This is a genomic window from Methylorubrum suomiense, from assembly GCF_022179765.1.
Taxonomy (GTDB): domain Bacteria; phylum Pseudomonadota; class Alphaproteobacteria; order Rhizobiales; family Beijerinckiaceae; genus Methylobacterium; species Methylobacterium suomiense.
This window is the reverse complement of the sequence record NZ_BPRE01000014.1, coordinates 18,316-40,653: the sequence shown is the minus strand read 5'-3', so window position 1 is coordinate 40,653 and position 22,338 is coordinate 18,316. Positions and strand designations below refer to the sequence as shown.

Annotated in this window: 24 protein-coding genes; 12 read left to right on the top strand and 12 right to left on the bottom strand. The window is 66.4% G+C overall.

From position 1 onward, the window contains the following. Positions 1–50: 50 nt before the first annotated feature. On the bottom strand, positions 51–446 hold the full coding sequence (locus tag MFF26_RS19700) for a hypothetical protein (protein ID WP_137828738.1): 396 nt from the start codon (positions 444–446) through the stop codon (positions 51–53). 235 nt (positions 447–681) lie between these two features. On the opposite strand from MFF26_RS19700, the gene recO reads away from it, so the two are divergent. From recO to MFF26_RS19670, 6 genes are all read left to right on the top strand, one after another. Next, entirely contained in the window at positions 682–1,422 is a 741-nt protein-coding gene (gene recO / locus MFF26_RS19695; protein WP_137828737.1) for a DNA repair protein RecO, read from the top strand. A gap of 123 nt (positions 1,423–1,545) precedes the next feature. Continuing rightward, entirely contained in the window at positions 1,546–3,792 is a 2,247-nt protein-coding gene (parC, locus tag MFF26_RS19690; RefSeq protein ID WP_137828736.1) for a DNA topoisomerase IV subunit A, read from the top strand. A gap of 406 nt (positions 3,793–4,198) precedes the next feature. Further along, entirely contained in the window at positions 4,199–5,293 is a 1,095-nt protein-coding gene (locus tag MFF26_RS19685) for a hypothetical protein (RefSeq protein ID WP_137828735.1), read from the top strand. Positions 5,294–5,296: 3 nt separating this feature from the next. Then, complete coding sequence (locus MFF26_RS19680) at positions 5,297–5,767, top strand: TadE/TadG family type IV pilus assembly protein (protein ID WP_137828734.1); 471 nt, start codon at positions 5,297–5,299, stop codon at positions 5,765–5,767. A 1-nt stretch (position 5,768) separates the two neighbouring features. Then, positions 5,769–6,305: a TadE/TadG family type IV pilus assembly protein gene (locus MFF26_RS19675; RefSeq protein WP_137828733.1), complete on the top strand. Its 537-nt coding sequence runs from the start codon at positions 5,769–5,771 to the stop codon at positions 6,303–6,305. A gap of 997 nt (positions 6,306–7,302) precedes the next feature. Beyond that, positions 7,303–7,632: a plastocyanin/azurin family copper-binding protein gene (locus MFF26_RS19670; RefSeq protein ID WP_171015438.1), complete on the top strand. Its 330-nt coding sequence runs from the start codon at positions 7,303–7,305 to the stop codon at positions 7,630–7,632. Positions 7,633–7,785: 153 nt separating this feature from the next. Here the strand turns inward: MFF26_RS19670 and MFF26_RS19665 are convergent, their stop codons facing one another. The 4 genes from MFF26_RS19665 to MFF26_RS19650 are packed head-to-tail and all read right to left on the bottom strand — an operon-like array spanning position 7,786 to position 10,423. After that, the gene (locus tag MFF26_RS19665; RefSeq protein WP_137828731.1) at positions 7,786–8,382 is read right to left on the bottom strand and encodes a nucleotidyltransferase family protein; all 597 of its coding nucleotides are present in this window, start codon (positions 8,380–8,382) and stop codon (positions 7,786–7,788) included. Then, entirely contained in the window at positions 8,372–9,382 is a 1,011-nt protein-coding gene (locus MFF26_RS19660) for a molybdopterin-binding protein (protein WP_137828730.1), read from the bottom strand. The genes MFF26_RS19665 and MFF26_RS19660 overlap by 11 nt, the downstream gene beginning before the upstream one ends. A 3-nt stretch (positions 9,383–9,385) precedes the next feature. Then, the gene (locus MFF26_RS19655) at positions 9,386–10,090 is read right to left on the bottom strand and encodes an XdhC family protein (RefSeq protein WP_137828729.1); all 705 of its coding nucleotides are present in this window, start codon (positions 10,088–10,090) and stop codon (positions 9,386–9,388) included. Positions 10,091–10,099: 9 nt separating this feature from the next. Next, on the bottom strand, positions 10,100–10,423 hold the full coding sequence (locus MFF26_RS19650) for an XdhC family protein (RefSeq protein WP_137828728.1): 324 nt from the start codon (positions 10,421–10,423) through the stop codon (positions 10,100–10,102). A 294-nt stretch (positions 10,424–10,717) separates the two neighbouring features. Here MFF26_RS19650 and MFF26_RS19645 point away from each other — a divergent pair, with 294 nt between their 5' ends. After that, the gene (locus MFF26_RS19645) at positions 10,718–11,836 is read left to right on the top strand and encodes a branched-chain amino acid ABC transporter substrate-binding protein (protein ID WP_137828727.1); all 1,119 of its coding nucleotides are present in this window, start codon (positions 10,718–10,720) and stop codon (positions 11,834–11,836) included. Positions 11,837–12,158: 322 nt separating this feature from the next. Beyond that, complete coding sequence (gene infA / locus MFF26_RS19640; RefSeq protein WP_056239380.1) at positions 12,159–12,440, top strand: translation initiation factor IF-1; 282 nt, start codon at positions 12,159–12,161, stop codon at positions 12,438–12,440. A 45-nt stretch (positions 12,441–12,485) separates the two neighbouring features. Here the strand turns inward: infA and MFF26_RS19635 are convergent, their stop codons facing one another. Together MFF26_RS19635 and MFF26_RS19630 are read right to left on the bottom strand one after the other, a co-directional pair. Then, positions 12,486–12,674 (bottom strand): DUF2256 domain-containing protein, encoded by a 189-nt coding sequence (locus MFF26_RS19635; protein WP_171015437.1) that lies wholly within the window; start codon positions 12,672–12,674, stop codon positions 12,486–12,488. A gap of 144 nt (positions 12,675–12,818) precedes the next feature. Next, a complete protein-coding gene (locus MFF26_RS19630; RefSeq protein ID WP_137828726.1) occupies positions 12,819–13,685 on the bottom strand; it encodes a methionyl-tRNA formyltransferase in 867 nt (288 codons plus the stop codon). Between the two features lie 159 nt (positions 13,686–13,844). Here MFF26_RS19630 and MFF26_RS19625 point away from each other — a divergent pair, with 159 nt between their 5' ends. Together MFF26_RS19625 and MFF26_RS19620 are read left to right on the top strand one after the other, a co-directional pair. Next, the gene (locus tag MFF26_RS19625; protein WP_137828725.1) at positions 13,845–14,579 is read left to right on the top strand and encodes an SDR family NAD(P)-dependent oxidoreductase; all 735 of its coding nucleotides are present in this window, start codon (positions 13,845–13,847) and stop codon (positions 14,577–14,579) included. Positions 14,580–14,590: 11 nt separating this feature from the next. After that, entirely contained in the window at positions 14,591–16,141 is a 1,551-nt protein-coding gene (locus MFF26_RS19620) for a cryptochrome/photolyase family protein (RefSeq protein ID WP_137828724.1), read from the top strand. Positions 16,142–16,149: 8 nt separating this feature from the next. Here MFF26_RS19620 and bcsS read toward each other — a convergent pair whose 3' ends face one another. Continuing rightward, a complete protein-coding gene (bcsS, locus tag MFF26_RS19615; protein WP_238308435.1) occupies positions 16,150–16,845 on the bottom strand; it encodes a cellulose biosynthesis protein BcsS in 696 nt (231 codons plus the stop codon). A gap of 384 nt (positions 16,846–17,229) precedes the next feature. Here bcsS and MFF26_RS19610 point away from each other — a divergent pair, with 384 nt between their 5' ends. Further along, positions 17,230–17,862 (top strand): exopolysaccharide biosynthesis protein, encoded by a 633-nt coding sequence (locus MFF26_RS19610; protein WP_281405164.1) that lies wholly within the window; start codon positions 17,230–17,232, stop codon positions 17,860–17,862. Positions 17,863–17,963: 101 nt separating this feature from the next. On the opposite strand, the gene MFF26_RS19605 is transcribed toward MFF26_RS19610, so the two are convergent. From MFF26_RS19605 to MFF26_RS26520, 3 genes are read right to left on the bottom strand one after another with little or no spacing between them, the layout of a single operon-like run. Next, positions 17,964–18,794, bottom strand: a complete 831-nt coding sequence (locus MFF26_RS19605; protein ID WP_137828807.1) for a metal ABC transporter permease — start codon at positions 18,792–18,794, stop codon at positions 17,964–17,966. A gap of 53 nt (positions 18,795–18,847) precedes the next feature. After that, positions 18,848–19,699, bottom strand: a complete 852-nt coding sequence (locus tag MFF26_RS19600; RefSeq protein WP_238308434.1) for a metal ABC transporter ATP-binding protein — start codon at positions 19,697–19,699, stop codon at positions 18,848–18,850. Continuing rightward, a complete protein-coding gene (locus MFF26_RS26520) occupies positions 19,696–19,830 on the bottom strand; it encodes a hypothetical protein (protein WP_281405163.1) in 135 nt (44 codons plus the stop codon). Before MFF26_RS26520 ends, MFF26_RS19600 begins: the two co-directional genes overlap by 4 nt. Before the next feature lie 147 nt (positions 19,831–19,977). Between MFF26_RS26520 and MFF26_RS19595 the strand changes: the two genes are divergently transcribed. Continuing rightward, positions 19,978–20,508, top strand: a complete 531-nt coding sequence (locus tag MFF26_RS19595) for a Fur family transcriptional regulator (RefSeq protein ID WP_137828721.1) — start codon at positions 19,978–19,980, stop codon at positions 20,506–20,508. Between the two features lie 169 nt (positions 20,509–20,677). Here the strand turns inward: MFF26_RS19595 and MFF26_RS19590 are convergent, their stop codons facing one another. Continuing rightward, positions 20,678–22,183: an undecaprenyl-phosphate glucose phosphotransferase gene (locus MFF26_RS19590; protein WP_137828720.1), complete on the bottom strand. Its 1,506-nt coding sequence runs from the start codon at positions 22,181–22,183 to the stop codon at positions 20,678–20,680. Between the last annotated feature and the right edge of the window lie 155 nt (positions 22,184–22,338).

The window sequence follows — 22,338 nt, the reverse complement described above, 5'->3', positions numbered from 1 at the left end:
TCGGCTGCTCGGCTCAGGCAGAGCGGAATGGGTGAGAGCGACGTTGAGCCCTATGCCGCCGTGTCCAATTCCGGAAACGGCTCGCTGCGGTGCCCCTCGCACACCTCGTCCTCGTCGCGCAGCACGCTGAGCGCGCCGTTATCGTCGCGCAAAACCAGCTTCGGCCGTTCCGGCTTGCCGAAGGTCCGGCCGAACATGCGGCTCTTGATGCAGTAGAGCCGCCGCCCGCCATCCTCGAATGGGCCGGCCAGCCGGCTATGCTCCAGCCGCACGGGCAGCAGCGAGACCGAGCCGAATTCGACCTGCCTCAGGGCCAGCGCGGCGATGCGCTCGCGCAACGTGCCGGGGGATGCGCTGAGCGGAGGGGGCGTTGGGGTGGCCGTGGTGCAGGCACCAAGACCGGCGGCGAGCCAAGCCGCGCCCCATACCCTACCGCCGCTGCGCATCGCCGAATCTCCCCGTCGGGGCGAAGCGTAGCCATTTCTATCAGGACGGGAAACATCCCTGGCGGTGCAATCCATCGGCCGCCATTCCGGGCGCCGCAAGCGAACCGTGATCGACGACGGGCTGCGACATGGAGCGTCCGACGCCTGTCACGGATGGGTCCCGGTTCCCGCTGCGCGGCCCCGGGATGACGACGCACACCATCCCAAGGCGCGAGAAAATCCCTATCTTCTCCTCATGCAATGGATCGACGAGGGCCTCGTGCTGGGCCTGCGCAGGCACGGCGAGACGTCGGTCGTGCTCGAACTGATGACGCCGGAGCGTGGGCGGCATCTCGGCCTTGTCCATGGGGGGCGCTCGCGGCGGATGCAGCCGGTGCTCCAACCCGGCAACACCGTGCGGGCGACCTGGCGGGCGCGGCTCGACGGGTCGCTCGGCGCCTACACGATCGAGCCGCTGCGACCCGCCGCTTCGCGGCTGATGGGCTCGGGGCTGGCGCTCTACGGCATCGGCCATCTCTGCGCGCTGCTGCGCCTGCTGCCGGAGCGCGATCCCCACCCCGACCTCTACGCGGCGGCCCAGGTGCTGATCGAGCATCTCGACGAGACCGAGATCGCTCCCGCCCTGATGGTGCGGTTCGAGCTCGCGGTGCTGGCCGGTCTCGGATTCGGGCTCGACCTGTCGCATTGTGCCGCCACGGGAGCCAACGATGCCCTGGTCTACGTCTCGCCCAAGAGCGGGCGCGCCGTCAGTGCCTCGGCCGGGGAGCCGTATCGCGACCGCTTGCTGGCGCTGCCGCCCTTCCTGCGCGACCGCAACCAGCCCGGCAGCGGCTGGCGCACGCCCGATGCCCACGACGTTCGGGAGGGGTTTACCTTGACGGGGTATTTCCTCGATCAGCACGTCTGGCGCCCGCGGGCGCTGGCGCCGCCGGAGGAGCGGGCACGATTCGTCGCACATGGCACTGGCCAGGGGTGACGATGTTCGTGTTATGTTCCTGCTGATTCCCTTTGCACTGCGATGGGTCCGGCGATCGATCGCCGCCGTCGCGGGGACGGACGGCGTAACCGCCGTCCGGTCCGACAGGTTTTGGAGTGAACGATGGGCCAGCCCGTCCTGCCGCCGCCGGGCGACGGCATCGAGAGCGTCGAACTGAAGACGGCGCTGGAAGAGCGTTACTACGCCTACGCGCTCTCCACGATCATGCAGCGCGCGCTGCCGGATGCCCGCGACGGCCTGAAGCCGGTGCATCGGCGCATTCTGCACGGCATGAACCTGCTGCGGCTGAACCCGACCGCAGCCTTCAAGAAATGCGCGAAGATCGTCGGCGACGTGATGGGTGACTTCCACCCCCACGGCGATCAGGCGATCTACGACGCGCTGGTGCGCCTCAGCCAGGATTTCGCCCAGCGCTATCCGCTGGTCGACGGTCAGGGCAATTTCGGCAATATCGACGGCGACGGTCCCGCCGCCTACCGCTACACCGAGGCGCGGCTCACGGAAGTCGCCCGCCTCCTGCTCGACGGGATCGACGAGGACACCGTCGATTTCCGGCCGTCCTATAACGGCGAGAAGGACGAGCCCGTCGTCCTGCCGGCGGCCTTCCCGAACCTGCTGGCCAACGGCTCGCAGGGCATCGCCGTCGGCATGGCGACCTCGATCCCGCCCCACAACGCGGCCGAACTCTGCGACGCGGCGCTCTACCTGATCCAGAATCGCGAGGCGACATCCGAGCAGCTCTGCTCCTTCGTGCAGGGCCCGGATTTCCCCACCGGCGGCATCCTGATCGACAGCCCGGAGACGATCCGCGAGGCCTATCGCACCGGCCGCGGCGGTTTCCGCGTGCGCGCCCGCTGGGCCAAGGAGGATCTGGGCCGCGGCACCTGGAACATCGTCGTCACCGAAATCCCCTACGGCGTGCCGAAGGCCCGGCTCATCGAGAAGCTGGCCGATCTCCTGCAGGAGAAGAAGCTACCGCTGCTCGCCGATGTGCGCGACGAATCCGCGGAGGATGTTCGCGTGGTGCTGGAGCCGCGCTCGCGCTCGGTCGATCCGGTGATGCTGATGGAATCGCTGTTCCGGCTCTCGGAGCTGGAGGCGCGGGTCCCGCTCAATCTCAACGTCCTCGTCGGCGGTGTCGTCCCCCGCGTGATCGGGCTCGCCGAGTGTCTGCGCGAATGGGTCGATCACCGCCGCGTCGTGCTGCAGCGGCGCTCGACCTACCGCCTCGGCCAGATCGACCGGCGCCTCGAAATCCTCGGCGGCCTGCTCATCGTCTATCTCGATCTCGATGAGGTGATCCGCATCATCCGCGAGGAGGATGAGCCGAAGGCCGCGCTGATGGCCCGGTTCGAACTGACGGAAGTGCAGGCCAACGCCATCCTGGACACCCGCCTCCGCAGCTTGCGCAAGCTGGAGGAGATGGAACTCAAGCGCGAGTTCGAGGCGCTGAGCGCCGAGAAGGAAGGCATTGAGGCGCTGCTGGCGTCCGAGAAGCTGCAATGGACCGAAATCACCAAGCAGATCCGCGCGGTGAAAAAGACGTTCGGGCCGGACACCAAGCTGGGCCGCCGCCGCACCACGCTGGAAAACCCGCCGGACACGGCCGGCATCGATTTCACCGCCGCCATGGTTGAGCGCGAGCCGATCACCGTGATCCTGTCCGAGAAGGGCTGGATCCGCGCGCTCAAGGGCCATGTCGCCGATCTCTCCGGCGTCGCCTTCAAGGGCGACGACACGTTGAAGGTCTCCTTCCCCAGCGAGACGACGCAGAAGATCCTGCTGCTCGCCTCGAACGGCAAGGTCTTCACCATCGAGGCGTCGAAGCTGCCGGGCGGGCGCGGCTTCGGCGATCCGGTGCGGCTGATGGTCGATCTCGACGACGGCACCGAGATCGTCGCGGCGCTCCCCTACAAGCCGGAAAGCAAGCTGCTGGTGGCGGGCTCGGATGGGCGCGGCTTCATCGCGCCCTCCGACGCGCTGGTCGCCAACACCCGGAAGGGCAAGGCGATCCTGGGATTGGACGAGGGCGCGAAGGCCGTCCTGCTGGTGCCGGCAGAGGGCGACCACGTCGCCGTCTGCTCCTCCGACAAGCTGATGCTGATCTTCCCAGCCTCGGAACTCACCGAACTCGCCCGCGGCAAGGGCGTACGGCTGCAGCGCTGCCGCATGAGCCGGCTCGCCGATGCCTGCGTCTTCTCCCTGGCCGAGGGCCTGCCGTGGCGCGACGGATCGGGCCAAGCGAAGATCGCCAACGCCGCGATGCTGGAGAAGTGGATCGGCCACCGCGCGGAGGCCGGCACCCTGATGAGCCGGAGCTTCCCGAAATTCGAGCGGTTCGGGCGCTGACGGCGCCGGAACCGCCTGACCGGGAGCGTCGCGCTTCGTTCGGAACGCGCTCGGTGCGGGCCGCGTGACCCGGCTCGGGACGAACGAACCGCGTCCTCGAACCATGGCAGGGGTCTCGGCGCCCCGTGGGCCTCTCGAACACTGCTAGCTCCGCATCCGGCGTTGGTTGCGCGCAGTGAATGGCGCGAACACGTCTCATCAATGGAGGGCAAGTGCCAATTGGCCCTCAGATCAATGCAGCGATGACGCTTGCTCAAACAACGGGTCAGGAAGCATTAACGCTACGGTTCCGAAGTCAAGTTCGGGCATCTGAGCGACGCACGTTAACCCGCTCGCGCGGCTGATTTTTAAAATATGTTAGCAACCGGAGCCTAAACCTATCTTTTGATAGAGAGGCGAGGGTTGCATGTTCCGGAAGGACGAAGGTGGGACGGTCGTCGTCGTCGTGGCCCTGGTGCTGCCGGCCATACTCATCGGCACCGGTGGAGCGATCGAACTCACGCGCGCCGTGACCTTCCGGCAGCAACTCGCGAGCGCCGTCGAGCTGTCGTGCAAGCAGGCAGCACTTTATGTCAACAAAAGGAAGTATGATGATATAAATAATGGCATCAAGATTTCAACATACCCCAGCGAAGTTGCGAGCATTGCAGCGAGAAACTTCAAGGCAAAGAATATTTTGGATGGTGATCTGCCAACGACCGTGAATACGGACTCCAACGTTCATGTGGAAGCTCAGCGGACGATGCCGTTGGTCTTCGCGCGGCTTCTCGGAACGAACAGTCTGAGTTTTTCCGCGTCTCAAGATTGCGCGGTCATGCCGGCCGACAAACTCCCCCTCGATCCGAATAAGCCCGCCGTCGTCTTTCGCGAATCTTTCGAAGGAAACCACGATGTCGCCGCAACCGGATCAGGCTGGGGTGTTTTCGGGGGCTACAACAACAAGAATTCGTGGAATGGCTGGACCACTGAAGGCGCCGGTGTCGAGATCGATAGTCAGCGAGCGATCGCTGTGAGCAGGGTGTTGTTCGGTTCCTACTTCGCTGAACTCGATAGCGACTGTAAGACGCCAACGAACAAAGGCAATCAGAGTTGCAGATCGAATTCCACGCTATCTCATAAAGTGAATGCAAGGCCCGGAACGTATCAAATTCGCTACTGGTACGTTTCTCGTAGGGGGGATTCCTCGCTCGGAAACAAGGTCATCTGCGGGGCGAAAGACAAGGATGTCGCCTATTACACGAAGGATGGGCAAACTAATCGTATCGAGATATATTTCAGTAAATTTGACAATACAAAAGACGAACAGAAAATAAAATATAATGTTGATGATCTTATCGACGTTTGCGTCCTATCGAACGAGTGGACGGAACGTGTCATCAATGTAACCATCTCGACCGCTGGTGAGTATCTCTTCACGTGGCGCGCCGCAGGCCGGGAGGATACATATGGCGGATTGATCGACAATCTCCGGATCTGCGAAAATTTCTGTCCGGCGACCTGAGTGATGCCGACTCTCGTCTTTTCTCGCCATACAGTTCGACGTTTCACGCACGATGTGCGTGCGGCGACAACGGTCGAATTCGCCATGGTGCTGTGGCCGCTGATTGCCATCATCATGATGTGTTTGCAGATTGCCTTGCACCAATATGTCCAGTCGATCTTGAGTAATACTCTGTTCGATACGGCCGCGACGCCGCCGGCCCTGATCCTCTCAGGGGATCAATCCGGCTACAAGAGCGAAGTTTGCGACAAGATCCCCTTTATCAAGAAGTCCACCTGTGTGGAGCAGCTGTTGGTCGAGATGTTGCCCTTGTCGGAAGTCCCGACCGCGAAAACAGAGGTGACGGGACGGATCTTCACGGTCGGTCAATCGATGAATGTGATGATTTTGCGGGCCGCCATACCGACGCCGCGCATTTTCCCCGCCTTGCCCCAGGGGTGGGCCAATGCATCCGTCGTTTTTCGGAGGCCGTGACATGCAGAGGCTTCTTCGAATTCCGCGTCGTTTGCGCGACGATCAAAACGGAAGCGTGACTATCGAGTTCGCGTTCCTGATGGTCTTGCTGATGATGATCGCCGCAGCGGGTTTCGATCTCTCAAATATATCTGGCCTCAATCGCGAGATCGAGCGATCGACGACCCAGATCGCAACAGCCATCGTTTCGTGTCCGTCCGGTCGTGACGGGTGCGTGAAAGATTTCATGAAGGATTACAGGGCCCGCAAAGCGAATGTGCTGATCCGATTCTCATCGTTGGAGTTGACGATTATGCAAATCAATAAGATCGATGGTGGGATTCGCGTCTGCGCTGGGAACGGCACTTATCTCGACAGTGAAATCATGACGAGCGCCAAGAGTGTGCTTGGTGATGGTGATATTGCCATCGTTGTCATAATCTCAACGACATACTTGCCCTTCCTGCCCGTCTTCACAAAGCTTTTTATCGGCGGCACATCGACCTCTTTGACTGGACATGCGATCGCAGTCCAGGTGATCGATCAGAAGGTTTGTTGATTTTAAGAGAGGCTTGTTGTTCTGCCTTCCGTCTTAAGGGGCGACGGGTCTGTCGTCATTGAAGGTCGATCTTGACGGTGCGCTGCTGCCCTGGGCCCGGCTGGCGAAGGAAGGCATCGGATAGCAGCGATCATCCCACCAATCTGTCGTTTGCGACGAGATTTCGCGCGCCTGCGTCCGGTAATCGCCTGGGGTGGGGCTCGCCGGATGACTTCGTTGCCATGCCTCGCGATTTCGATCGCGAGGCATCCGCATCGAATCGACGTTTGTGGAGGGCGTCCTCCGAGTTTCGCAATCGCACCTGCTGCTTGTGGTTTTTGGGGCTTGGCTCTGATCCCGCTCGGCCGCTTCATGGGCCGCATTGTCTTCTTTTCTCGTGCGTCCAAAATTTCAATTATTCGCATTAGGCTCAACGCTTCGCTGAACGTGCTTTAGTATTGCGTGTTTAAATGGCGAAATATATTGAACGTAATTTGATAAGATTTTTACGCTTAAATCGATGCGCGATTTGGGTCAGTCCTCTGCAGAACCGCGTAGGCGTTGCTCCAGTTACGTTTCCTGTGTAAGTTCGGTAATGCAAATATTATAGATTTAGAAATACAAAAAATCCCGTATGATGGGCTTGTAGCGAGTTTAAAATAAGTATAAGTAATAAAGATAATGTTTGATCTTTCTCTCGCTCTCGCTATTCTGGCCGCCTGATCCCAAGCGAGGGCATTGTTTTGCGTTTTGAGGTGTCTTGGATTGACATATTCTTCGCACTTGATGTGATGACTGCCCTTCCGTGCCTATTGGTAGCGATTGTACTGCTCTGCAAATTCATCAGTAATGTTCAAAATGATGTTCGAGGTCGAGCACGTGAAGACCAAAGCGGTCCTCTGAGGAGTTTTCATTCGGAGGCCTGTGAAGCACAGACGTGGTAAATCTACGAGTGTCTAGGGAGCTGTAAAGTAAAATGCGAGCATATGTTTTGGCCGCGTGTCTGGCCGTTCTTCCCGTGGCGGTTGCCCACGCCGATCCGGTCGAGATCGTAGCTAACCCCTCCGCCGCGAGCGGATCGATCACCGAGATCGACATCAAGGACATGCTGTATGCCCCCACCACCGTGAAGGTGAAGCGGGGTACCATCGTGCGGTGGAAGAACATCGACGAGGTTGCCCATAACGTGCAGCTCCGGGGCGGACCCGCCAAGGGCTGGGACAAGGCCCAGGGGCCGATGTTGAGCCAGAACGAGACCTACGCCCTGCAATTCAACGATGCCGGCACCTACAAGTATATCTGCACCCCGCACTCGATCGCCATGAAGGGCGAAATCGTCGTCGAGTAAGCCGGGGTCCGTAGCCTCCTCGGCCCGGTGAACCGAAGACCGGGCTGAGTGCTCGATGCAGCTCATCCGATCCGAGTTGGTCCTTCCGCTCACCCCGGATCGGTGAACGAATCCCATGCTCTTTGGCGGTCGCTGTTCCGGCGTCGCCGAAAGCTAAGTTTGCGCCGATAATCGACCTGGCTCGTCGACATCGAAGGCAGTGGCCGGGGTGCCCGGAATTTCCAGCACGTCGTTCCGCCCGCTCAGGATCAGGCCCGCGCCGCGGTCGCCCGTAAGGCCGGCGAGATCGTCCGCCAGCAAGGTCAGGTCGAGGAGCACCGGATTGCCGCGACGGTGGCCATGCACCGGCACCACCGCGCTCGGGCGCGGATCGGCTCTTCGATACGCCGCGATCAGGTCGTCGAGATGGGCCGCCTCGATGCGCGGCATGTCACCCAGAAGCACCAGCGCGGCCTCGGTGCTCGGCGGGAGGGCGGCCAGCCCGGCCCTCAGCGATGTCGAGAGCCCGACGGCAAAATCGGGGTTTTCGACGAGGATCAAATCGAGACCGGCGAGCGAGGCTCGAATCTCGGTCGCGTGGGCGCCCAGGACGACCACGACCGGCCTTGCCAAAGAGGCCAGGGCAGCGTCCGCCGCGTGCCGCACCATCGCTTTGCCGGCGAAGTGGGCCAGCATCTTCGGTTGCGGACCGAACCGGCTCCCGAGTCCGGCGGCGAGGATCACCGCGCCGACGCGTGGATCAGGATTCATGCGCCGCCGCCCTCGGCTGGCCACGGAGCGGAATCTCGCCGAGCAACCCGCCGACGCCCATCCGCACGATGTCGGCCCGCGTCACGGACAATCCGGCCAGCAGACGGTGCAGGACGAAATCGAATCCATTCTCCTTGGGCGAGCGGGCGCAGCCCGGCGCACCGATCACGGGCATGTCTCCGAGCGTGCCGAGCAGAAGCAGGTTGCCCGGATCGACCGGCATGCCGAACTGCTCGACCCGGCCCCCCGCCGCCTCGAGTCCCGCCGGGATCACGTCGCGGCGGTCGGCGATGGCGGAAGCGCCGAACACCACCGCAAGGTCGCAGCCTTCGGCCGCCAAGCGTGAGAGCGCTTCGGCGACGGCGCCGGCCGCATGGGGAACCCGTGTCTCCGCCACGATGCCGGCACCCGCCGGCGCGAGTCTGTCGGCGAGCACCCGCAGGGTCTTGGCAATGGTGGTGGGTTTGAGCCCCGGCAGTAAAGTCGAGACGACGCCGATCCGGCGCCGATGATAGGGCGCGAGCCGGAGAGGGGGGTGCGGCGCCGCGTCCAGCGCCCGTTCCAGGCTCGCGCCCGCTACCGCGTAGGGGATGATCTTGATGGTGGCGACCATCTCGCCCGCCGCCACCGGTCGATAGGCCGGCAGGGTCGCCACCGTGATCGCCTCGTCGACGAGATTGACGGCGTCGATCCCGGCCGGATCGACCAGAAGCACGCCCGCCGCCGTGGCCACGAGGTTGCAGCGGCCGGTGAAGGCCGGCTCCGGCGTGAGACCAGCGCCCGCGAGATGGTGCGCCAAGCGGGCGGCGGCCTCGTCCTCGCCGACATCGTCCGGATCGAGCCGCACGGCCACGATCTGCCCCATGCCCGCTTCGGCGAGGAGGCGCGCCTCTTCCGCTGGAATCGGCCGGCCCTTGCGCAGGGTCGCGCCTTCCGCGCGCACCGTATGGGCCGCGATCAGTCCCGCGCTGTCGCGCGTGGCGACCGGTCCGAAGCGCATGGATCAGGCTCCCGCCCGCGCGGCGATCCGGCCTTGCCGCAGGGTCGCGACGAGCTGAGCCAGGATGGCAAGGGCGATCTCGGCGGGGGAGACGGCACCGATATCGAGCCCGATTGGCGCGTGGATGCGAGCGATCGTGTCCTCGTCGAAGCCGGCTTGTCTCAATCGCTCGACGCGGCGCGCATGGGTCTTGCGCGAGCCGAGGGCACCGACATAGGCGCATCGCGCCCGCAAAGCGGTGATGAGCGCCGGGTCGTCGATCTTCGGATCGTGGGTGAGGGCCAGCAACGCCGTGTAGGCATCGAGCCCGACCGCCTCCAAGGCCATGTCGGGCCATTCGGCGATGAGCCGGACGCCGGGAAACCGTTCCGGCGCCGCGAAGGCCGTGCGTGGGTCGATCACGGTGAGGTCGAGCCCGAGCTGGGCCGCGATCGGGACCAAGGCCTGGGTGATGTGCACCGCCCCCACCGCGACGACCCGCACCGGCGGCGCGTGGACGGCGATGAACAGGGAGCGCCCCTCCGCGTCCGCGATCAAGCCGCTGCGCCCGCTCGCGAGGCACTCGCGCAGAAAGGGCGCGAGCGGATCGGCGTCGATCTCATGATCGCGCACGAGGCGCTGGCGTCCGTCCGCCGGATCGGTGACGAGCAGGACCGGACGGCGCGCAGCGCGCTCCGCATTGAGGGCCGTCAGAGTGTCGAGGCGCATGGGGAGACCTCAATCGACCCGTTCGACGAAGATGCGGATGCGGCCGCCGCAGGAAAGGCCGACCCGCCACGCCGTCTCGTCGGCCACGCCGAATTCGAGCGTGCGCGGTCGGCCGTCGCCGATCACGTCGAGCGCTTCGGTGATGACGTCACCCTCGACGCAGCCGCCGGAGACCGACCCGAGGAAAAGCCCATCCGCGTCGATGAGAAGATGGCTGCCGACCGGCCGGGGGGCCGAGCCCCAGGTCTCGATGACCGTGGCAAGGGCGACGCTGCGGCCCTCGTGCCGCCACGCCTCGGCGGCGCGCAGGATATCGTCCTCGGTGGAGAGCATGGTGGTGTCCCGGGCTCAGAGCCGCGCCCCGCCACGTCGGGTCGGATCACGCCGCTCAATCAGTGTTTCGACGCGCATTCTTCCGACGAACCGGCATCCCCCTCGTCGGACAATGCGCAAGCGGATCCGCTCGCCCCCGGGCGTCCCGTTCCCGAGAGGTAGGGGCCCGCGTCCGTTCCGCAATGCGGCGGGGTTCCGGTCCCGCTCCCGATCCCCATGCCCCCTGTTTGCCAGGACGTCGCCGGGCCTTATCAAGGACGCTGCGCTGCTTGAGGATGGAACGCCGCTGTGACGATGGGACGGATCGCATGGCCGGCGCTCGCCCTGCTGGCCCTCATGGGAGGCGCGCAGGCCGCCGAACCTCTGCGGATCGGACTGGCGCTGCCGCTCTCCGGCCCCGATGCGGGGTTCGGGCAGGGCGCGCGGCTCGGAGCCGAACAGGCCGTGTCCGAGATCAACCGCGCGGGTGGCGTGCTCGGCCAGAAGATCCAACTCGTCGTGCAGGACGATGCGGGCGACCCGAAACAGGCCGTCGCCGCGGCCCGAAAGCTTGCCGGCGCCAATGTGCGCTTCGTCGTCGGCCATCTCAATTCCGGGGCCGCGGCTGCGGCGAGCCCAATCTATGAGGAGACCGGCATCGTCTCCATCACCCCCGGAGCGACCTGGGCACCGTTGACCCGTCGGGGTGCGAGCCTGCTGTTCCGGTTGGCCGGCAGCGATGCGCAGCAGGGTCTTATCGGCGGTACGCTGCTCGCGCAGCGCTTCCGTGATCGGCCGGTGGCCATCGTCCACGACAAGACGAGCTTCGGCCGCTCGCTCGCCGACGAAGCCGCCCGGGCGTTGAAAGCGGGCGGCGGTCGCGAGCGGTTGTTCGAGGGGGTGTCGCGGGAGGATCGCGAGGTGGCGGGCCTCGTCGCCAAGCTGCGGGCTCTGGGGATCGAAGCGGTCTATTTCGGCGGTCTCCAAGCCCCGGCGGCCCTTCTGATCCGAGCGATGCGCGAAGCGGGCCTCAACGCGACGCTGATCGGCAGCGATGGCCTCCTCGACAAGGATTTCGCGCAGGTGGCCGGCGCTGCGGCGGAGGGGACGCTCATGACCCTGGCGCCCGCGCCACCGCGCCTGCCCGAATCCAGGGGCGGCGCACGCACGCCGCGCACGCCGGAGGCCGACCTGTTCGCGGGCGCCGCTTACGCCGCCTTCGAGGTGATCCGGCAGGGGGCGGAGGGTGCGCGCTCGACCGATCCGGCCAAGGTCGCGACCTATCTCCACGGCGGAGCCACGACGCGCAGCGTCCTCGGCGAGGTCGCTTTCGACGCCCGCGGCGATCTCGTCCGGCCGCCCTTCGCGGTGGCGACGTGGCGAAAGCTCTCCGATGGCCGGATCGACTATGCGGGCACCGAAACCGCGCCCTGAGGCTGTGAAATCCGCTGTGACGCGCTTTCCGCTGGCGATAAGCCGTCATGCGGCGCCGCATATTCTTGCGCGAAGGCCCTTCGACGCTTAAGTCGCAGGACTGGTGCCTTTCGCGAAACGCCCGCCGCCCCGGCCGATGCCGGGACGACGACCTGCCTCATCGGGCATTTCGCGAGCGGCACCTGACGCCCGGCCGCGCCGCGTGCCACCTCCGAGTCACCGCGCTCGGCGGATCGGACCCGTAGGGCTGCGCGTTCTGCACGATACCCTTTTATCGATTTGCCGGTGCGCCCGTGCAGGCGGCCCGGCCGGAGACAAGTGCATGGCGAAAGAGGAACTGATGCAGTTCGACGGCTTGGTCGTCGAAATCCTGCCGGATGCGCGCTACCGGGTTCAGCTGGACCAGGGGCACGAGATCGTGGCCTACACGGCCGGCAAGATGAAGAAGAACCGCATCAAGACCCTGGCCGGAGACCGCGTCACTGTCGAGATGTCGCCCTACGACCTCGAGAAGGGGCGCTTGGTCTTCCGCCATAAGGACGAGCGCGGTCCGACCGGTCCCCGCCCGCCGCAGCGCGGTGGTCAGCAGTTCCGTCGTCGCTGAGGCGGCGTTTCGCGGCCTCTGCCTCGTTTGAAGGAATGGCCGACCTCAACGGTCGGTCCCGCTTCCAGCCAGATTGCGCGACGGGTCCTTGCGCTTGGCTTCGGATCGGCATCGGTCGGAGCAGTAACGGACCTCGTCCCAGACCCGCTCCCACTTCTTGCGCCACGCGAAGGGGCGCCCGCACTGCGCACAGATCTTTTGCGGGAGATCGCCTTTGCGGCGCATGGGCGGCATGGGGTCAACCTTCGGATCGCATGACGCGGCCAGTTCCGGCCATTCGGTCTTTCGAGTTCAGCCGGCTCGCGCGGAGGTAGGGCGCCACGCCTCTCCGCCTCGGGGCCGATATCGTCGCAGATCACCGGCGCTCGGTCGCACGCGTCACCGCCCGATCTGGGGCACCTCGCCCAGGGGCACTGGGCTCCAGCGGGTGAGCAGCACGTAGCCGTCCCTCGCGGCGATGACGACTTGGCGGCGGTGGCGATGGATCACCGTGCCCGGTGCGTGGCGGTGCGCCTCGCGCCAGCCCTCGGCCTCGGCCACGTAGACCCGGTTGTCGCCGAGCCGGGCAATGGTCTCGATCCGGCCGAAGGCGCGGACCCGGCGCAGGACCGTGTCAACGTCCTGGCGAAAATCGAGGGTGCGGTCCGCATCGTTCACCCGCTGCCAGTACGACCCGTCACCCTGCGGCTCGGGCCGGCGCCAGCGATCGGCCAGTTCACGGCCGATCGGCCCGGCCGCGAGGCGCCGGGCGGCCAACCGGCACTTGATCAGCAGGGTCTCGTGACTTTCCCGCGGATCGAGCGCGAACAGGTCCTGGGCCAGGATATCGCCGGTGTCGAACCCCTGTTCGGCGAGCACGTGGGCCGTGACGCCCCAGGTCTCGTAGCGGTCGAGGACCGCCCGGAACAGCGGGTAAGGCCCCCGCCCCGTCGGTAGCGGCGAGGGGTGGATGTTCAAGGCGTAACGCAGGCGACCGTGCCAGCCGCGGATCAGCCAGGGATAGCCCGCCACGACGAGCGTGATGTCGCGCCCGTGCTCCTTGGCAAGGCGTTCGATGTCGTCGGGCAGGATGCGCGACAGCTGGATCGGAATGCGGTGACGTCGGGCCTCGGCCACGACCACGTCGTTGTGGTCGTAAACCGGATCGCAGGGCCGGGTGAACAGCTTGACCGGCGTCCATCCGGCCTCGACCAATCCGTCGAAGACGGTGCCGAGGAAGTCGATCCCGGCAAAGGCGAATTTCATCTCTGGCCTCGCCAACCCTTGCATGCGTGGTCGCGGTCCGCCGCCGCGCCTGCGACCTTAGGCGACGGGGACGGACGAGCGGGCCCAACTCCTCGGCGGGCCGCCGGACCTTAGCTAGCCGATCCGGGACAGAGGTGAAGCCGGAAAGGTGGGCTCGAGATGGATCGCGTCGTGATCTATGGGGGGACGGGCGGCATCGGCGGCGCCACGGCCCGGCTGCTGCGGGCGCGCGGCGTGCCGCTCCACCTCGTCGGCCGCGACGCCGGGCGTCTGGAGCAGAAGGCCGCCGAGCTCGGCGAGACCGGCTTCACCGTCGGCGACGTGACCGATCCGGCCCTGTTCGCCCGCGTTTCCGAGGAAGCGGGGGATCGTCTCGGTGGCCTCGTCTACGCGGTGGGCACGATCCAACTCGCGCCGCTGGCCAAGCTCTCGCCGGAGCGGATCGAGACGGATTTCCGCATTAACGCACTCGGCGCCTTCCTCGCGGTGCAGGCCGCCGCGCGTGCCCTCAAGGCCGGGGCGGGGGAGGGGAGCGCCGGTATCGTGCTGTTCTCCACGGTCGCTGCGGCGCAAGGGTTCTCGAACCATGCCTCCGTCGCCATGGCCAAGGGCGCTGTCGAGGGTCTCGCGCTTTCGCTGGCCGCCGAACTGGCTCCCGCGATCCGGATCAATGTGGTGGCGCCCTCGCTGACGCGAACGCCCTTGGCCGAGGCCATCACCCGCAACGAGGCTTTGGCCTCGGGCATCGCCGGCATGCACGCCCTCCAGCGTCTCGGCGAGCCGGAAGACGTAGCCGAACTCGCGGCCTTCCTCGTGAGCCCGCAGGCCGGCTACGTCACCGGCCAGGTGATCGGCGTCGATGGCGGGCGCTCCCGCCTGCGCACAAAGGGCTGAGGGAGGCGGCGGTGAAGACCCTGCGCTTGCTGCTCGGCGACCAGCTTCACCGCCGCATCGCGACGCTCTCCGATCTCGATCCCGAGACCGACATCGTCCTGCTGGTCGAGGTTCGGGACGAGGCGACCTATGTCCGCCATCACAAGCAGAAGATCGCCTTCCTGTTCTCGGCGATGCGCCACTTTGCCCGTGACCTCGAGGCGGAGGGCGTCACGGTCGATTACGTCCGCCTGGACGATCCTGCCAATACCGGCTCTTTCGGCGGCGAATTGGAGCGGGCCTATGCGCGCCATGCTCCGGAGCGGGTCGTCGTCACCGAGCCCGGCGAATGGCGCGTCTGGGAAATGATGCAGGATTGGCGGGAGAGCCTCCCGCTGGAGATCCGCGAGGACAATCGCTTCCTCTGCTCGCGGGCCCGCTTCGAGGCCTGGGCCGAGGGTCGCAAGAGCCTGCGGATGGAGACCTTCTACCGCGACATGCGCAAGCGGACCGGCTTGCTGATGGAGGGCGGCGAGCCCGAGGGCGGACGCTGGAACTTCGACGCCGAGAATCGCAAGGCCCTACCGAAATCGCTGGAGCCGCCCGAGCGGCTGAGCTTCCCGCCCGACGCCATCACCCGGGAGGTGATCGAACTAGTAGAAAGTGCCTTCGGCGACCATTTCGGCCGCCTCGACGGGTTCGCTTGGCCCGTCACCCGCCAGGATGCGCTCCAGGTGCTGGCCCGCTTCCTCGCCGAAGGACTGCCGCGCTTCGGCGATTATCAGGACGCGATGCGGGGAGACGCACCGTTCCTCTACCATGCGCTGATCTCGCCGATGCTGAATGCGGGTCTGCTCGATGCAGAGGAGGTCTGCGCCGCCGCAGAGCGGACCTATCGCGAAGGCGGCGTGCCGCTGAATTGCGCCGAGGGTTTCATCCGTCAGATCCTCGGTTGGCGCGAATACGTGCGCGGCGTCTACTGGGCGCGCATGCCGGATTACGCGCGTTCCAACGCCCTCTCGGCCGAGCGCGACCTGCCGTGGTTCTACTGGTCGGGTGAGACCGAGCTGGCCTGTCTCAAGGCCTGCATCGGCCAGACCCGCGACCACGCCTATGCTCACCACATCCAGCGGCTGATGGTGCTGGGCAATTTCGCGCTCATCGCTGGCATCGAGCCCCGGCAGGTCGAGGAATGGTATCTCGTCGTCTACGCCGACGCCTACGAATGGGTGGAACTGCCCAATGTCCACGGCATGGTGCTGTGGGCCGATGGCGGGCTTCTCGGCTCGAAGCCCTACGCCGCCTCCGGCGCCTATATCGACCGGATGTCGGATTATTGCGGCGCCTGCCATTACGACGTGAAGCTCAAGGCCGGCCCCAAGGCGTGCCCGTTCAACTACCTCTACTGGAACTTCCTGATCGAGAATGCCGAGCGACTCTCGGGCAATCCCCGCATGGCCATGCCCTACCGAACCCTCGAGCGGTTCGGGCCCAAGCGCCGGGCGGAGATCGCGGCGGACGCGACGCGCTTTCTCGATTCGCTGGAGCGTCGGCCTGAAGCGGACCATTCAGGTCGGAACTGATCGTCCGCTCACAACGGATTCCAGATCGCCAACGCGACATACGGGCCGGGACGGAGAGGTTCCTGTGCCGACCCCTCGAACTGGCAGCCCGCGGAGAGGCGGAAGCGGGATGGGCCGAGCGCAAGATCGGTCGCGTGCAACCCGAGACCCCACTTGCGATAGCCGGTCCGGTCGATCGCACCGATGACCTCCGGGCCGAAATAAGCGCCGAACAGGGACAGGCCCCAGGAGAGCCGAGCCCAGGCAGCGCCCCGGGCCGAACCCACGATCACGCTTGCCGTCGCCAGTGTCGCTTCGGTCGGGCGTGCCCAGATCTCGCCGTGCAGGCGCAGACCTTTGCGCAGCGGCAGGGGTTGCGTGCCGTCCAGTCCGGCCAGCACCTCGAAAGACAATTCCGGCCCCGCGAGCAGGGTCGCCACGCCCCAGCGCCGTACGAACTGGTAGCCACCCAGAGCCGCGCCCAGAGCGCTCGCCCTTGCCAGGACCGGAAGGCGGCCTCCGCCTTCGAGCCTGCCGCCGGTGCCGATGCTCACCAGAGCCACGAAGCCGTCCCGGTCGAAGCGGTCGACGGCGAGCTTGACGCCGCTGGTCGAGAAGGCCGAGTGCCCAGCTTCGAGACTGTTGAACAGGACCGTGTGCCGGGTCGTGTCGTCCGCAAGGGCCGCACTCCAAGTGAGCGTCGCCATGGCGATCGACGCGCGCAACGGGGCAAGACGCATCCGCAACCGACGTTTGAGCCTGACCTCATCCCGGCGGACCGTCGCCATGCGGCCGTCGCCTCGCGATCCCCACTCTCGGGCGGTGCCGCTCGTCATCTTTCGTCGCACATGTCCACGGTCGACGATCGAATGTGCGTCACAATCTCTAGATGTGCCAGAAAATTAACGTTCTTTTATTGATATTGGTTCCGTTTTTATCTCTAGGTATATTGATGCGGCAAGTATTAAACCTCAAGAAGAGGGATCCGGGCAGATTCCAGCGCGGGTGATCCTCCGCACGCCGTGCGCGGCGCGCGCACCCGAACCGCTTGGCGGAATCCCCGGCTTGGGCTAGAGCCGCGCCTGTCCGAAGCCAACGGCCGAGCCGGTTTGACCTCCGCTGCCCGCACCTCCGATGTTCTCACCCTGCTGGCGAGCCAGGAGAGCGAGCGACTGACCGTCGGCGACATCATCGCCGTGCTGCGCGACCGCGCCTTCGCGCTGCTCGTGGTGCTGCTCGGTCTTCCCAATTGCCTGCCGATGCCGCCGCCGATCCCGCTGGTCTGCGGCCTGCTCCTGTTGCTGATCGCCGTGCAGATCGTGGCCGGCATGTCCTCGCCTTGGCTGCCGCGGCGGGTTCTCGGCCAATCGGTCGCCCGCGAGACCGTGGCCAAGGCCGTGACCCGCGCGGTTCCGCTGCTCCGGCGCCTGGAGCGCTGGTCGAAGCCGCGCATGAGCGTGTTCGAGACCGCCATCGGCATGCGCGGCATGGGCGTGCTGATCCTGGCCCTGGCCCTTGCCCTGATCGTGGCGCCGCCGTTCTTCGGTCAGATCCCGCTCGGCCTCGCGGTCTCCCTGATCGGCCTGGGACTGGTGGAGCGCGACGGTCTCGTCGTCGTGGTCGGCCTCGCCATCGGCGGGCTCGGCGTCGGCATCTCGATCGGCTTCGTCTACACCCTGTTCGCCAGCGTCATGAGCGCGCTGAGCTGGCTCAGCCAAGCGATCCCGGGCCTCGCCTCGTAGGGCCTCCGTCCCGGAGGATCGGCTCCGGGAATACAGCCATCGCTCTGTAGAGCCTGTACCCGCGGGAGCGGCGGTGATCGCTGCCGGATTGCGAGAGGACTTCACGCCTCCAGATGGCGGCGCCGGACGAGTCGGTGCAGGAGTCCACCGCGAGGGCCCACCAGCATCGAGAACAGGTAGAGCGCGCCCGCCGCCAGCACGATCGCCGGTCCGGTCGGGAGCCGGATACCGGCATGATAGGAGACGAGCAGGCCCGCTACGCTCGCCAGCATCGAGATCAGCATCGACACGGGAATTAGTCCGGAGAGATCCGCCGCCCAGAACCGTGCGGCGATGGCCGGAAGTAGCATCAGGCCGACGGCGAGCAGTGTGCCGAGGGCCTGGAACCCGCCAACGAGATTGATGACGACGAGCGCCAGAAAGGCCGAATGCACCGGCCCTCCGACGCGCCCGACCGTGCGCAGGAACAGCGGATCGACGCATTCGATGACGAGCGGTCGGTAGAGGGCGGCCAGCGCCAGCAGGGTCAGGCTGGCGATTCCGCCGAGCAGCGTCAGGGCGTCGTCGTCCAGCGCCAGCACGGTACCGAACAGGATGTGCAGCAGGTCGATCTGCGAGCCCCGCAGCGAGACGAGGAACACCCCGCCCGCGAGCGAGATCAGGTAGAAGCCCGCGAGGCTCGCATCCTCCTTCAGGACCGTCGAGCGGGTGACGAAGCCTGCGGCGAGCGCGACGGCGAGGCCCGCGATCAACCCGCCCAGCGTCATCGCCGGGAGCGACAGGCCGGCGACGAGGAAGCCCGCGGCGGCGCCCGGCAGGATCGCGTGGCTCATCGCCTCGCTCATCAGGCTCATCCGGCGCAGCATCAGGAACACGCCCAGCGGCGGCGCCGACAGCGACAGGGCGAGGCAGCCCGCGAGCGCCCGGCGCATAAAGCCGAACTCGATGAAGGGGCCGACGAGAAGGTCCGACAGGCCGGTGAGCGTCACGGGGCGGCTCCGTGGCCGGCATGGGAGTGATCATGGGCGTGATGATGGGCATGCCCATGCCCTGGCGGGTGATCGTGCCCGGATGGGTCATGCGCGTGCCTCCCGTCATGGGTCGGGCCCGCCTCGTGGCGGCAGATCGCGGCGGCCTCGTCCCAGGCCTCCGACAGGGCGAGCGCGCGGGCCAGCACGGGCGGCGACAGCACCTCCGGGGTCGGCCCCCAGGCGATCGGTCGGCGGGCGAGGACCAGGGTGGAGGGGAAATGCGCACGCACCTGATGCAGATCGTGAAGGGCCGCGACGACGGTGCGGCCTTCGCCATGCCAGCCACGGATCAGGGCGAGCAGATCGGCGGTGGTGCGCTCGTCGATTCCCGTGAAGGGCTCGTCGAGCAGGATCAACCGCGAGTCCTGCAGGATCAGCCGGGCGAACAGCGCCCGCTGGAACTGACCACCCGACAGCGTGCCGATCGGCCGATCCTCGAAGCCGGTCAGACCGACCGCCGCGAGCGCGTCGAGAAGCTTCTGCCGGTGCCGCGAGAGGCTTGCCCAGGCGCCGAACGGCCGCCACAGGCCCATCGCGGTCAGATCGAGCACGCTGACAGGGAAAGTACGGTCGATCTCGGCGGCCTGGGGCAGGTAGGCGATCGCCCGCGTGCCCGTCTCGATGCTGCCGTCGAGGGCCGCCACCTCGCCGACGATACCCTTGAGCAAGGTCGACTTGCCGGCCCCGTTCGGCCCCACCAGAGCCAGCAGATCACCGGCGGGAACCACCCCGTCGAGATGGTGGACGGCCGGGTGCCGATCGTAGCCCAGGGTCAGGCCCCGGAAGCGGATCTCCCCCTGGCTCACGCGGTCTGCGCCCACAGAATCACGGCCCACAGGAGCGCCGACAGCGCCAGCGCCGCCGCGAGGCGTGCGGACGCCCCGCTGCGGAACAGGGAGCGGCGCGGGAGACGGTCGGTCCCGCCGGCACGGTTCATGGGATCTCCGAAGGAGAAATCGGGGTGATGGGCAGGTGTCGAACGACGCGGGCCATCGTTGCCCAATGACGGGCGGACGCCTATCTTGGTGCGGCTGATACACTGTAACATGGCCCGAATTCAATCGGGCCGGACGGGGAGGCCGGGATGCGCGCATACGCGCAGCAGGACCACGGTCACGATCACCACCACGACGGGGCCGATGGTCGGCACGGCTGCGGCCGCTGCGCCGAGAGCGCGACCGAGCGGGCCGAGCGATTGTGCCAAGAGCGCGGCCTCCAGTTCACGCCGCTGCGGCGGGATGTGCTGGCGGTGGTGGCGGCGGAGGGCCGTCCGCTCGGGGCCTACGACATTGCCGAGCGGATGAGCGGGCAGGGGCGGCGGGTCGCGGCGGTCTCCGTCTACCGGGCCCTCGACTTTCTGACCGAGCAGGGACTCGTCCACCGCATTTCGAGCCGCAACGCCTTCGTCTCTTGTGAGCACGACCACGGCGACGGCGCGAGCCTCGTCTTCCTGATCTGCCGCAGCTGCGGCGGCATCGACGAGATGACCGCACCCGCGGTCGAGAGCGCCTTGGACGCGACCCTGGCCCAGGCCGGGTTCACGCCGACGAGCCGCATCTTGGAGGTCGAGGGCGAGTGCGGCAGCTGCCGCGAGCGCCGGCGCCGCGAGGGTTGATTCTCCGGGGGGCGCCTCGACGCCCCCCGGTCTTGCCTCACCGCGTGATCGGCCCGTCGATGGCCATCGAAGCTGCGTCCGGCCTCCTCGGGCCGGGACGCATTTCTCGCGCTTCGGTCATGCCGCGCGTTCTTGCGACGAGCCGGTGTGCGCTTCGACGGGATGCGCCTTAGAATGCGTTACGGTAGGCGCGCGGCGAGATCACCGTCTGAATCATGATCGTGATGTCGAGCCAGATCGACCAGTTATCGATGTAGTGCAGGTCGGCCTGGACGCGGGCTTCCATCGCCGCGTCGGTGCGGGTCTCGCCCCGAAAGCCATTGACCTGGGCCCAACCGGTGATGCCGGGTTTCACGTTGTGGCGCCGCGCGTAGAGCGCGATGCGCCGCTCGAAGCTGCGGTCGTGGGCGAGCGCGTGGGGACGCGGCCCCACCAGCGACATGTCGCCGAGGAGAACGTTGAGGAGCTGGGGCAGCTCGTCGATATTGGTCCGGCGCAGGAGCGCGCCGAGACGGGTGATGCGGTCGTCGTCACGGGAGGCCTGCCGGAACGGCGCATCGGCCTGAACCTTCATGCTGCGGAACTTGAACACGCCGAAGGCCTCCTGGTTGAAGCCGTGGCGCCGCTGCCGGAAGAAGACCGGGCCGGGGCTGTCGAGCTTGATTAGCATGGCGATGACGAGGAAGAGCGGGGCGAGCAGCACCAGAGCGGTTCCGCTGACCACGAGGTCGAAGGCACGCTTGAGCATGACCTCGCCCGCCGAGAGCGGCCGACGTCCGATATTGATGCCTGCCAGGCGGCCGACCCGAGCGACCTGAAGGTCCGGGAAGCGGTCCATCATCACGCTGGGGCGCAGGTGCAGGGCCGCCGGGACGCGCAGGAAGGCATCGATGCAGCGCTCGATATCGGCAGTCTGCGACCACGGCACCAGCACGAACACGTCGTCGGGCCGCAGGAAGCGCACGACCGAGACGGCGAGGTCGAGATCCTCGTCGAGAAGCGCTTCGGCGCTGGCTGCGCCGGAATTGGGATCGAAGCGGCGCAGGTAGCTCGTGCCGACGACCCGCAGGCCCAAAGCGTCCACGTCGTTGCTGGCGTAGAAGCCCGCGATATCCTCCTCGTAGCCGACCAGGTGAATGCGGTTCGCCGAGGCCGAGGCCGGCGTCACGTGGCGGCGCACCAGCGCGACCATTCCGGCCCGCACCAGCAGGGCGGCCGGCAGGCCGACGAGGAAGAAGGCCGCGGAGGCGACCCGCGAGAAGTCGTTCGAGGTCTTGGTCGCGAAGCCGATCAGGAGGGCGATCGCCCAGGCCATCAGCCAGAGGGTGGCGGTGCGGCGCAGGTGCGGTGCGCGGGAGAGACAGTTCTCGATGCTGTACTCGTCGCGGACGAGATTGGTCAGCAACATGACCAGAGCCAGGAATGCGCCTGTCTGAACGTTGCGGCTCAACGCCAGCGGGATCAGGGCGCCGTCGTTGCTATAGGCGTAGTAGGCGGCATCGACGCCAAAGCCGGTCGCCATGATGGCCAGGAAATCGGCCGCCAGCACGGCCGACGAGATGCCGATCCGCAGGGCCATGCGCTCTCGCCGCGGCAGGAGCGCGGTCCAGACGGCGCGCCGCGTCCGCGAGAGGGGAAGACGCTGATAGACCTGGGGAGGACGCTCGTGAAACATCGGTCTCGCGCTGTGCTGTCCGAGGCGACCGCGAAGGCGTCCGCCCGGAGAGTGATTTGTCTCAGAACGGAACACCTTTCGGTGGTTCCGCCCATTCTCGACCGACTCCGAGCAAGCGGCGCACCGGATCGGATGGGCCGGAAACGAGACGGCGA

Coding starts and splice junctions, on each gene's coding strand:
- MFF26_RS19700 (WP_137828738.1), bottom strand. CDS start 446: ATGCGCAGCGGCGGTAGGGTATGGGGCGCGGCTTGGCTCGCCGCCGGT.
- recO (WP_137828737.1), top strand. CDS start 682: ATGCAATGGATCGACGAGGGCCTCGTGCTGGGCCTGCGCAGGCACGGC.
- parC (WP_137828736.1), top strand. CDS start 1,546: ATGGGCCAGCCCGTCCTGCCGCCGCCGGGCGACGGCATCGAGAGCGTC.
- MFF26_RS19685 (WP_137828735.1), top strand. CDS start 4,199: ATGTTCCGGAAGGACGAAGGTGGGACGGTCGTCGTCGTCGTGGCCCTG.
- MFF26_RS19680 (WP_137828734.1), top strand. CDS start 5,297: ATGCCGACTCTCGTCTTTTCTCGCCATACAGTTCGACGTTTCACGCAC.
- MFF26_RS19675 (WP_137828733.1), top strand. CDS start 5,769: ATGCAGAGGCTTCTTCGAATTCCGCGTCGTTTGCGCGACGATCAAAAC.
- MFF26_RS19665 (WP_137828731.1), bottom strand. CDS start 8,382: ATGAATCCTGATCCACGCGTCGGCGCGGTGATCCTCGCCGCCGGACTC.
- MFF26_RS19660 (WP_137828730.1), bottom strand. CDS start 9,382: ATGCGCTTCGGACCGGTCGCCACGCGCGACAGCGCGGGACTGATCGCG.
- MFF26_RS19655 (WP_137828729.1), bottom strand. CDS start 10,090: ATGCGCCTCGACACTCTGACGGCCCTCAATGCGGAGCGCGCTGCGCGC.
- MFF26_RS19650 (WP_137828728.1), bottom strand. CDS start 10,423: ATGCTCTCCACCGAGGACGATATCCTGCGCGCCGCCGAGGCGTGGCGG.
- MFF26_RS19645 (WP_137828727.1), top strand. CDS start 10,718: ATGGGACGGATCGCATGGCCGGCGCTCGCCCTGCTGGCCCTCATGGGA.
- infA (WP_056239380.1), top strand. CDS start 12,159: ATGGCGAAAGAGGAACTGATGCAGTTCGACGGCTTGGTCGTCGAAATC.
- MFF26_RS19635 (WP_171015437.1), bottom strand. CDS start 12,674: ATGCCGCCCATGCGCCGCAAAGGCGATCTCCCGCAAAAGATCTGTGCG.
- MFF26_RS19630 (WP_137828726.1), bottom strand. CDS start 13,685: ATGAAATTCGCCTTTGCCGGGATCGACTTCCTCGGCACCGTCTTCGAC.
- MFF26_RS19625 (WP_137828725.1), top strand. CDS start 13,845: ATGGATCGCGTCGTGATCTATGGGGGGACGGGCGGCATCGGCGGCGCC.
- MFF26_RS19605 (WP_137828807.1), bottom strand. CDS start 18,794: ATGCGCCGGGCGCTCGCGGGCTGCCTCGCCCTGTCGCTGTCGGCGCCG.
- MFF26_RS26520 (WP_281405163.1), bottom strand. CDS start 19,830: ATGAACCGTGCCGGCGGGACCGACCGTCTCCCGCGCCGCTCCCTGTTC.
- MFF26_RS19595 (WP_137828721.1), top strand. CDS start 19,978: ATGCGCGCATACGCGCAGCAGGACCACGGTCACGATCACCACCACGAC.
- MFF26_RS19590 (WP_137828720.1), bottom strand. CDS start 22,183: ATGTTTCACGAGCGTCCTCCCCAGGTCTATCAGCGTCTTCCCCTCTCG.